The organism is Candidatus Eisenbacteria bacterium (assembly GCA_016867715.1).
Taxonomy (GTDB): Bacteria; Orphanbacterota; Orphanbacteria; order Orphanbacterales; family Orphanbacteraceae; genus VGIW01.
On sequence record VGIW01000138.1, the window covers coordinates 1 to 5,809 of the forward strand.

Consider the following 5,809-nt stretch of genomic DNA (forward strand, 5'->3'; position numbering starts at 1 on the left):
GTCCCCGCGGTCGGGGTCGAGGGATAGGAACTGGTCGAAAACCGGACCACGGTTCCGGTGAAGTCCGGATCGGACGGGTTCGCCCAGGAAAGGGTGGCCTGGCCGTTTCCCGACACCGCCGTGAAAGAGGAAACGACACTCGGCGCCGTGGCGTCGGTTGGCGTGGCCTGTGCGTTCGCCGCCGTGGAGTAGTTCGGCACTTCATCGTAGGCGAACGCCGAGTAGAAGTAGACCGCTCCGTTCGTAAGGCCCTGGTGGGCGAAGGATCCCGCCGAAGACGGAGCTCCCGCAAAACGGCCTTCGTTCCCGTTCGGAACGGGCGAGCCCGCGCTCGGGGTGGACGGGTAGTTCGTCTGCGAGTACCGGATGAGGGTTCCCGCGAAATCCGCGTCGGAGGGGTTCGTCCAGGAGAGCTGGACGGTTGTGTCGCCGGCGACCGCTGTGAACGAGAGAACGGGGCTCGGAGCCGTGACGTCCTGAGGGGTTCCGAACGTTGTCGCCTTCACGGAGTAGTTCGGGACCTCGTCATAAGCGAACGCGGAGAAGTAGTGAGTCACGCCGTTCGGAAGGCCCCAGCCCGAGATTGTGTCTCGGTCACCAGGTGTGCCGGGAACGAGACCGTTGTTCCCATTCGGAAGCGGGAGCCCATCGAGGACGGTGTTCGGATAGGTGGCAGCTGAGTAGGCGATGTACACACCCTGGAAGTCCTCCGTCGAAGGATTGCGCCAGGTCAGCACCATGGTCGAGTCTCCGGCCTGCGCTGCGAATTGGGTCACCGGCGCCGGGGAGAGCGTATCAGCCGGGGTGGCGAAGGCACCGAGCGGAGGAGAGAACGTGATGCCGTTCGTTGCGTAGATAGAGTAGTAGCAGGTCAGCCCATTCGTCCGGCCAGCATGGGTCCACGAACCACTACTCCCCGGGGTCCCCGAGAAGAAGCCATCGTTGCCGTTCTCCACCGGTCCACCGACAAGCGTCTCGTGCGGATAGCCGGAATAGCCATAAAGAACACGCACGCTCTTGAAGTCCGCATCGGGAGGATTCGTCCAGGTCAGGCGGATCTCGCCATCTCCCTTTGCGGCGTGAAAGGCGCCCGGAGAAGCGACGAGAATATCGGGGAGATTCAGACGGCCGTAACCGTAGATGTTGTCCTGGCCCGGAGCCCCCATGTCAACTGCCGATGAAGTGAGAGCCGTCCACAGCTGGTCTACCGAGTATTCGGGATGCACCGACTTGATGAGCGCGGCGGCACCGGCAACGTGAGGAGCTGAAAAGGAGGTTCCGATTATCTCCGCAGAACCTCCGTTGAACAGAGTGACCCCATCTGGGCCGACAACCTCTGGCTTCATTCGACCGTCGTTTGTCGGACCCTCCGAACTGTATGACCTGGAGGGTCCCGACACCCAGGAGCTGGCAGCTACCGCACCCACGGCCATCGCACCCTCGGCATCACCGGGAGTGGTAATGCTGCTACCGAATACTTGATGTTCGTGGACTGAATCACATGTGACGTACAGTTCATACTTGTGGCCACCCGACGCGCTGTAGTTACCCAGAGCAATGTAGTAGTACCCGGTGTATGGTGCGGCATACGTCAGTACTTCATACGGTGGCTGAAACCCCGTCTGGCGTGTCATCTCCCCTGTCAGGTAGTTTAAGCTCGCATCATAGAGCAGCACGTCGTAGTCCTGATCCGTGACTTCCCAGTCGTCCCATGTGAAGTCGATTCTAATTGAGTTGCCGGCGGTACTGTAGATCCTCAACAGTTCATCTCCAGGGGCAAACTCGTGGAATCCATTGTGATTCGCGTCGACGAAACTCCCCTCATTATGGTCATCTCTGGAGTTACCGGCGGACTTCACGAAGAGGATACCATTGGCCTTGGCCTGATTCACTTTCTCGCACATCAACCCTTGCCCATCGAAAAAGTTGACATTCTTGAACCCCAAGGACATGTTGATGACGTCAATGTCTTCGGCTATGCACGAGTCGATCGCGTTTTCGACATCAGGCTCCCCTGCCACCTTGATCAGGAACAGGTCGGCCCCTGGGGCCATATCGTGAATGATCTCGGCTATCCCGGTTCCATGTTGCGAGGACCCTGATTCCATGCCGGCTCCGGTGAGATTCAGGGTGTGAACCGGCGGAAGCTCTCCGGCGGCGATTGTGTTGCTAAGATTGCCGAAGGCTTGGTCGATTACCGCGACCTTGACTCCCTGGCCCCAATACAGGTTCTGGTGGTACAAGCTCGCCCCTGTGAGGCCGACACCCTCGCTGGTGTAGTACTCTGCTTCTGGTCGCCTCATGAGATGAACGAAGCGAACGCCCGGAACTGACTCGGCCACTTCCTCAAGGCGAGCCAGAGGAACCAGCGCCACAATCCAGTGCTCCGACTTCCTGCTGAGCTTTCCCCCAAGGTATTCGAGCATGGAAAGGTCTATGGAGGACGCCTTCTCACCGACGGGAGGATCAAGAACAACTTCAATCAGACCACCGGCTGTCAGTTCGACGTTCCGCCTGGCGGCAATGGCAAGAACATCTTGCATTGGTGACTCTGTTGCAGCACGGCAGAGTTTCGCAAGAACCCCTTCGAGCTTGGGGTTACCCTTCTCCACAATCTCCGCGTATTCGCCAAGCACTCCTGCCGCGTCTACCAAGGCGCTGGACTGCGGAGTAGGGGCTTCAGGATCTGTGGAAACCTCGCTCGCAGTCAATCCGGGGGCGAGAGGAGCGATCATGAAGAAGGCAAGGAGGACGATCGGGCGCACCGAGGGAGACGCGTGGCTTCTCATGCTGATACCTCCGGCCTGGGAAACCGTAAGAAATGCGAAGTACGCCTGTGGCGGGCGAAGGTTCTCGATCTCGTGTCTGGGCACATGAAGAACTCACCCCGAAGTCATGTGAAACCAAAGTGACATGGTTTGGAACTTCGAGTAGGCTCACGTCTAGATCTTCAACGGTAGGATTGTCAAGGGATTCCGTGAGACCGCAACGACGAGGAGGGGACAGATGGAAGGAGGCAGCAGCCGGAACGATTCGGGCGAGGGAAGGGCCGAAGTCGAGGAGCCGACCCGGCCCGCTGGCAAAGAGCGGCGAGGATGCGGGAGCACCTCCTTCCGCTCAAGGCTAATCGCCGAAGGGTCGGCTTCGGCGAAGGATTCGCCTCACGAAAGGATCTTCAGGATCTTCTGGAGGTCCTGCTCGATCGCGGCGAGGGCGCTGTTCGCGTTCGTCTCGATCGACGCCTCCTCTCTCGGGTCGTCGAGGATCCCCTTCTTGGAGAGCTTTCGCTTCGCGCCGGCGATCGTGAATCCCTCTTCGTAGAGAAGATGCCGGATGAGGAAGATGAGCTTGATGTCCTTCTCCTGATAGACGCGGTTCCCCGCCCGGTTCTTTCTCGGCGCCAGGGCGGGGAACTCCGACTCCCAGTAGCGGAGGACATGCGGCTTCACCTTCGTGAGATCCGCGATCTCGGTGATGGAGTAGTAAACCTTTCCTTCCGGTAGCTTCATCATGCCCGGTTCCTCTCGGTCGCGCTCTTGTCGAACATCCTCGGCCTATTCCGTTCTCGCGCGCCGCTCGCGCGCGTCGGGTCTCGGTCGCGGCGAAAGAGCCCCCTCTCCTCCCGCGCAGTCCCTTTCCGATCATCTTTCCGTTCGATCCGTCTCATCGGTCGTTTCCTTTTCGGAAGCAGAAGCGGTTCTCGGTCCCCGCGAGAAGACGCCGAACGTTTTCCCGATGCCTCCAGACCACGAGCGCCGTGACGAGGAGCGAGACGAGGAGCGCCCCGACCCGGATCGGCCCGTCCCGGAGCGCGTCGATCGCCGCGACCGAAGCGGGGAGCGCCGCCGCGCCGAGCACCGAGCCGAGCGAGACGTACCGCGTCGAGAAGACCGCCGCGAGAAAGACCGCGAGGGCGATGCCCGCCTCGAGCGGAAGGAGAACGAAGAAGACGCCCGCCGCCGTCGCGACCCCCTTCCCTCCGCGAAAGCGAAGAAACGGCGTCCACACATGCCCCGCGATGGCGGCGACTCCCGCGGCCGCCGCGCCGTTCGCCTCGCCGAGCGCTCGCCCGAGAAGAACGGCGAGAACCCCCTTCCCCGCATCGGCGAGAAGGACCGCGATCCCCGGCGCCGGCCCCGCCGCACGAAAGACGTTCGTGAAACCCGGGTTCCCGCTTCCGACCGTCCGGATGTCGATCCCGCGCGCGAGGCGCGGCACGAGATAGCCGAACGGAATCGACCCGAGGAGAAAGGCGGCGAGCAACGCGGCGGGCATCTACTTCTTCTCCCTCACGTTCACGATCACCGGGGTTCCCGTGAACGGGATCTTCTCGCGGATCGACCGGACGAGATAGCGGCGGTACTCGGGAGTGATCGCCCCCGATTCCTTGACGAAGAAAAGAAAGGTCGGCGGCGCGGTCCCGGTCTGAACGGCGTAGTAGATCTTGTTCGGCCTTCGTCCGACCGGGGGCGGGTTCCTCTCTGCCGCCCACTCGACGATCTTGTTCAGCTCCGAGGTCGGGATTGTCCGCTTGCGTTCTTCATCGATCATGAGGGCGAGATCGAGCGCCTTTCCGATCCCCTTTCGTGTCGCGGCGGAGACCGCGACAACGGGGGCGTAGGAGAGGAACGGCATCCGGCGGTGGACCTCGTCCCGGAGCTCCTCGACCGGCCGTTCGAGCGGGAGATCGGTCTTGTTGAGGAGGACGGCGATCCCGCGCCCGAGGCGGTCGGCGATCGAGGCGACGTGCGCGTCCTGCTTGCCGATCGGCTCCGTCGCATCGATGAGGAGAAAGACGACGTCGCTCCCCTCGATCGCGCGGAGCGCGCGGAGCATCGAGTAGTACTCGATGTCGTCCTGCACGCGGCTTCGGCGACGAAGACCGGCCGTGTCGACGAGCGTGATCGGCCTCCCCTTCCAGCGAAGCACGGAGTCGACCGTGTCGCGCGTCGTCCCCGGCTCCTCGCTGACGACCATCCGCTCTTCCTGAAGGTAGGCGTTCACGAGCGAGGATTTCCCCACGTTCGGCCGCCCGACGATGCCGATCCGGACCGTTCCTTCCTCGACCGGAGGCTCCCCCTTCTCGGGGAGGCGGCGCACGATCTCGTCGAGAAGGTCGCCGACCCCGGTTCCGTGCGCGGCGGAGACCGCCACAGGCTCTCCGAGACCGAGCGCGAGGAACTCGTGCACGGCGGACGGATCGCGCATCGCGTCCTCTTTGTTCACGACGACGAGAAAGCCGTTGCCGCGGCGGCGAAAGCCGCGCGCGAGCTCGAGATCGATCGTGAGAGGTCCGGTCTTCCCGTCGACGAGGAAGAGGACGAGGTCCGCCTCTTCGGCCGCCGCGCGCACCTGCCGCGCGACGAGCCGGTCGAGATCGCTCGCCTCCCGATCGGGAAGAAGACCTCCCGTGTCGACGAGGAAGAAGCGCTTCGCCCCCCACTCGACCTCGCCGTAGTTTCGATCGCGCGTGGTCTTCTCGCGCTCGGAGACAACCGCGCGCCTTCCGCCCACGAGCCGATTGAAAAGGGTCGATTTTCCGGTGTTCGGGCGCCCGACCAGCGCAACCATCGGCAGGCCCATGATTCAGGAGGCTCCTTCGCTCGTCGATCGCCGCTCCCCTCGCGGAACCGGGCGGCGGAAAGAGCGAGCGCGCCCTCGGTTCGCATTCGCAAGTCGCGGCGGGGTGCGAAGATACAGCCCCGCATTCGAGCCGAGGCAGAGGAAACTTCGACCAAAGTATCACCAGGGACTTCTAGCTGTCAAGAAGAACGGAAGTTAGCATGGCGCGCACGGAGGCGACCTTGAC

4 protein-coding genes are annotated in these 5,809 nt (G+C 62.5%); all 4 read right to left on the reverse strand.

Features of this window, described 5'->3' with window-relative positions:
- Nucleotides 1–2,789, reverse strand: a 2,789-nt coding sequence (locus tag FJY73_13840) for a S8 family serine peptidase (protein ID MBM3321740.1), incomplete at its 3' end; no start/stop codon positions are given.
- Between the two features lie 372 nt (nt 2,790–3,161).
- The gene (locus tag FJY73_13845; protein MBM3321741.1) at nt 3,162–3,512 is read right to left on the reverse strand and encodes a MerR family transcriptional regulator; all 351 of its coding nucleotides are present in this window, start codon (nt 3,510–3,512) and stop codon (nt 3,162–3,164) included.
- A 151-nt stretch (nt 3,513–3,663) separates the two neighbouring features.
- A complete protein-coding gene (plsY, locus tag FJY73_13850; protein MBM3321742.1) occupies nt 3,664–4,275 on the reverse strand; it encodes a glycerol-3-phosphate 1-O-acyltransferase PlsY in 612 nt (203 codons plus the stop codon).
- Nucleotides 4,276–5,583, reverse strand: coding sequence for a ribosome biogenesis GTPase Der (gene der, locus FJY73_13855; protein ID MBM3321743.1), 1,308 nt, complete (start codon nt 5,581–5,583; stop codon nt 4,276–4,278).
- Nucleotides 5,584–5,809 lie beyond the last annotated feature (226 nt).